The following is a 4,906-nucleotide window of genomic DNA, read 5'->3' as shown; positions in this document are numbered from 1 at the left end:
CCTCAAGCGAAAAAATCAGATAAGCAACAAATTCAATCGAAGCTGTCTGAAGAAGATAGCCTGCGGATTGTAAAAGATCGCTATTGGAGCAACAGAGGTGTTACTACCCGGTACACCGATGCTACTGGCAATAAAATAGTGAGAACATACGACGAAGCCACCGAAGAAGAAAAAGCACGATTTCCTTCGCCGCCTTCACTATCATTCATTACGGAAAAAGCACCAAGTCATAATCAGTTGAATGACTGGTTGGACTCTGAGGTCTACGGAGTCTGGGTTGATGGACAACGAATAGATAACGCTTCATTAGCCGAGTATCAATCTATTGATTTTAGCTACTTCGGAGTGAGTAAATTAGCAAAGAACGCCAAGAATTACGGAAAGCACGATTTTCAAGTAAACTTGCAAACCTTAAAGCAATTTGAAAAGCACCAAGAAGAGTACTTTGAGCGACTAGGTATTGATCCAAAAACAATGAAATTGATTTTATAGACTCCAACGGATTCTTTCAACTTCACTTCAGCTAAATTAGCAGGTATTCCCGAGTATTTTGTATCTATGTAACCAACTGAAATAAGATACAAAATGGGGCTAAATACAATAAAAGTAATTGCCTTTGACGCGGACGATACGCTGTGGGTGAACGAGCCCTACTTTCGGGAAACGGAGGATAAGTTCTGCGAGATGATGGAAGACTACCTACCGCACCACAGCGTTGCTCGTGAGCTGTTGAAAACCGAAATAAAAAACCTCACTCTCTACGGCTACGGCATTAAAAGCATGACGCTCTCCATGATAGAGGCCGCTATTCAGATGTCGGATAAAACGATTGGTCTGGCGGCGATTGAAAAAATCATTCAGTTTGGGAAAGAGATGCTGGATAAGCCGATTGAACTACTGGATGGAGTAGAGGAGGTGCTACAGGTGTTGCAAGGAAAATACCGATTGGTGATGGCTACCAAAGGTGATTTGCTGGATCAGGAGCGGAAACTGCTAAAGTCGGGGCTGGCCGAATACTTTCACCATATTGAGATTGTTTCCGAAAAGAAAGAACCCAACTACGAGAAACTCATTCAACACCTGGACATTCCCCCTGAAGAATTTTTGATGATCGGCAATTCACTTAAATCGGACATTATGCCCGTACTGAATCTGGGCGGTCATGCGTTTCACGTACCTTATCACACTACCTGGGCCTACGAAAAAGTAGATCATAAAATTGACCATCCGCAGTTCAAGCAGTTAGCCAGCATACGGGAGGTTCCCCAGCATCTTTAAATTACCAAAGAGCCGGAAGCCGTGGAATGGAAAGCGCGACTAAACAAAAGGTGCAAAGTGCCGATGGGAGTCCGGTACATCCCATCTGGTTTAAAAAGCAGCAGTAGCTAGCTTGTCCTCCATCTTTTATCTTCCGAATTATAACTCTAATATTTTGATAGTCAATAGCTTACTACTATCAATTGTTCATTGCCCACTTTCCACTAGTATTATGTTATATTTGCTTTTTTAGATCAATACTGCTATGAGGATTGTTATTGCCGGAGCGGGTGATGTGGGAGCACATTTGGCTAAACTCCTTTCGTACGAAAACCAAGAAATTGTGGTAATTGATCTGGATGCCGAGCGGCTTCGTCAGCTAGGCACTCAGATTGATGTAGCTACCATTAAAGGAAATTCCACCTCTTTCAAAACACTGAAACAAGCCAATGTGGAAGAAGCCGACCTGTTGATTTCGGTTACCGAGTCGGAAGAGATAAACTTAGCTACTACCATCATTGCTAAGCAACTGGGAGCGAAGCGTACGATTGCCCGCATTAGTAATGAAGAGTTTTTGATTGATAAAGAAACGCTAGATCTGCGAACTATAGGAATTGATGAGTTGATCTCACCCGAATCGTTGGCGGCTCGGGAGGTGAAACGACTACTGCGTATGGCAGCGGTTACCGATACCTTTGAGTTTGATCAGGGATTATTATCTCTTATTGGAATTACCCTAGATCACGATAGTAATCTGATCGGCAAAACCCTGGCTGAAACCTCGCGACTCAACCCCGATAATTCGTATATAATTGTTGCTATTCTGCGCGACGGTAGAACCATTATTCCTAAGGGAAATAACCGTTTGAGAGTAAATGACCACGTGTACTTTATTGCTCAGCCCGATGGCATTGATCGAGTGCTAAAACTTACAGGTAAGGTAAAGATAGAAATTGAGAGTCTGATGATCCTGGGAGGAAGTAAAGCGGGTTACCACACGGCTCGGAAGCTAAGTGATTTATACCGGATCAAACTAGTGGAGCGAGACAAAGACAAGTGCTTTGAACTGGCTGATCAGTTACCAAATGTGCTCGTAATCAATGGCGACGGACGCAATGTAGATTTGCTCATGCAGGAAGGACTAGCCGATATGGATGCATTTATTGCTCTTACTGGCGACTCGGAAACGAACATTATCAGTTGTTTGGTAGCTAAGGATCAGAAAGTGAAGAAAACCATAGCCCTGGTAGAGAACATGGACTACATTCATCTAAGCCAAAACATGGGGGTAGATACCATGATCAACAAGAAGCTGATCGCAGCCAATTTTATCTTCCGCTACATCCGCGAGGGCGATGTGGTTTCTATTACGGGCATTCACGGGGTGGAAGCCGAGATTCTGGAGTACGAAGTGAACGCTAACTGTAAAATTGCGAACCGCCGACTAAAAGACTTAAAATTTCCAGGGGATGCAATTATTGGCGGTGTGGTTCGTAACGGGAAAGGTTACATTGCACTGGGTAACTTTGAGTTTGAGTGCGACGACCGGGTAGTAGTATTAAGCCAACGGGGTGCCCTGCCCGAGGTAGAGAAGTTTTTTAAATGACAAAGTGTTATGGTGTTATTATGCGTAGTGTTATAGTGTTCAGGCCATTGTGGAATGATGCTACAGTGGTAAAGTAATCCATTAATTTGGTTATAAGCAGAAGCACCAAACGAAATAATTAATGTCTAGAAACCATAACACCTTGCACTCTAACACCATAACACCCCCGTACGGATATGCTATTTAACTGGAAGGTGCTGTTTAACATTCTGGGGCTTATTCTGGTGTTCACCGCAGGGTTTATGCTGCTTTGTTTGCCCGTATCGCTCTACTACGGCAGTCAAGATTGGCAAGCACTGTTGTGGTCAGCGGGTATCACCTTATTTGTAGGCGGAGGCACTTGGTTTATCACTCGCGACCAGCGAGATAAGGAGATGCGACGGCGCGATGGATACTTAGTAGTGACCTTAAGTTGGATACTGATCTCTTTTTTTGGCTCCTTACCATACTTGCTGAGTGGGGCTATTCCTACCTACCCTGATGCGTTTTTTGAGGCCATGTCGGGATTCACCACCACTGGTGCTACTATTCTTACCGATATTGAAGTAGTGCCTAGGGGCATTCTGTTCTGGCGTAGCCTTACCCAGTGGATCGGCGGAATGGGAATCATCGTACTGGCCGTAGCCATTCTTCCTATTCTAGGTATTGGCGGCATGCAACTCTTTCAATCGGAGGCACCTGGTATCACTCCGGATAAGTTAAAGCCCCGCATTCGGGACACTGCCAAGCGGCTGTGGATTATCTACCTTAGTCTAACCCTTACCGAAACGGTTCTGCTCTGGATTGGAGGAATGAGCTTCTACGATGCAATTAACCACGGCCTCACTACTATGGCTACCGGTGGATTTTCTCCTAAAAACGCGAGTATTGCTTATTATGATTCAGCCTACATTCAGTATGTGATGACCATCTTTATGTTTTTGGCGGGCACAAGTTTTTCGCTTACCTATTTTATGCTAAAGGGAAGCTTCCGAAAAGTCTGGCAAAACGAAGAGTTCCGAAACTACCTGTGGTTCACCGTCATTATCACCACAATTACTACGATTGGAATCTTTGTTTCTACTGAAAATAATGCTGAAGAGTCTTTTCGTTACGCCATTTTTCAGGTGATTTCGATTATCAGCACCACTGGTTACGTTACTGCCGACTACACCGCCTGGATGCCGCTGCTCACGGTGGTGTTTTTCCTTTTAATGTTTGCCGGTGGTTCGGCAGGGTCTACCTCCGGTGGGGTGAAAATTGTTCGGCACACTATTCTGCTAAAGAATAGCTTACTGGAGATGAAACGGCAGATTCACCCCTCCGCGGTAATTCCGGTGCGTTACAATGGCAATGCCGTAACCCAAGATATCACCTTTAACGTACTAGCGTTTTTCATTATCTACATCACCATTTTTGCGATAGGTTCGGCGATTATGTCATTGTCGGGGGTAGACTTTATGACGGCAGTTGGCTCGGTAGCTACTTCGCTCGGCAACATTGGGCCCGGAATCGGCACAGTAGGTCCGGTGGATAATTTTGCTCATTTGCCCGCCTTTGGTAAGTGGTTTTTGTCCTTTTTAATGATGCTTGGGCGGTTGGAGCTATTCACCGTGTTGATGCTATTTACTCCCTACTACTGGAGCCGCCATGCTTAGGTAATGAACAAGTAACAAAGAGCAATTAGTAATCAGTAATTTTGCTTCTCATTGATTACTTAAAATATATGTCTTCTAAGAGATTCTCACTGAGCGATAGGATTAAAAGTTTTCGCTACGCAATTAGTGGATTGCGGGTGCTATTTAAAGAGGAGCACAACGCTCGGGTGCATCTGGCAATTACTTTTTTGGTAATTATACTGGGAGTCTTCTTCGGGTTGAGCGTGACTGAATGGGTAGTTATTGTTCTAACAATTGGTTTTGTACTCGTGACCGAAATCTTAAATACTGCCATAGAAGATATTGCTGATTTCATTTCGCCTCAGCGTGATGTCCGTATTAAACGAATCAAGGATTTGGGAGCAGCGGCAGTGTTACTTTCAGCCGTCACCGCCGTAGTAATCGG

5 protein-coding genes are annotated in these 4,906 nt (G+C 44.3%); all 5 read left to right on the top strand.

Annotated features, from left to right (window positions below; all coding sequences use genetic code 11):
- Positions 1-492 (top strand): hypothetical protein (locus tag WBA23_RS22140; protein ID WP_424584460.1); only part of this gene is annotated, 492 nt, incomplete at its 5' end.
- 93 nt (positions 493-585) lie between these two features.
- Entirely contained in the window at positions 586-1,278 is a 693-nt protein-coding gene (locus WBA23_RS22135) for an HAD family hydrolase (protein WP_424584459.1), read from the top strand.
- A 244-nt stretch (positions 1,279-1,522) separates the two neighbouring features.
- Positions 1,523-2,863, top strand: a complete 1,341-nt coding sequence (gene trkA / locus WBA23_RS22130) for a Trk system potassium transporter TrkA (RefSeq protein WP_424584458.1) — start codon at positions 1,523-1,525, stop codon at positions 2,861-2,863.
- Positions 2,864-3,039: 176 nt separating this feature from the next.
- Positions 3,040-4,500 (top strand): TrkH family potassium uptake protein, encoded by a 1,461-nt coding sequence (locus WBA23_RS22125; protein ID WP_424584457.1) that lies wholly within the window; start codon positions 3,040-3,042, stop codon positions 4,498-4,500.
- 68 nt (positions 4,501-4,568) lie between these two features.
- On the top strand, positions 4,569-4,906 hold a 338-nt coding region (locus WBA23_RS22120; RefSeq protein WP_424584456.1), incomplete at its 3' end, for a diacylglycerol kinase family protein.

This window comes from Tunicatimonas sp., assembly GCF_049647865.1.
Classification (GTDB): Bacteria; Bacteroidota; Bacteroidia; order Cytophagales; family Cyclobacteriaceae; genus Tunicatimonas.
Note: the sequence above shows the minus strand (reverse complement) of the source record. Positions and strands in the feature narration are given on the sequence as shown.

Bases quoted from the DNA above. Each gene is read 5' to 3' on its own strand.
- WBA23_RS22135 (WP_424584459.1), top strand. From the start codon at position 586: ATGGGGCTAAATACAATAAAAGTAATTGCCTTTGACGCGGACGATACG.
- WBA23_RS22125 (WP_424584457.1), top strand. From the start codon at position 3,040: ATGCTATTTAACTGGAAGGTGCTGTTTAACATTCTGGGGCTTATTCTG.
- trkA (WP_424584458.1), top strand. From the start codon at position 1,523: ATGAGGATTGTTATTGCCGGAGCGGGTGATGTGGGAGCACATTTGGCT.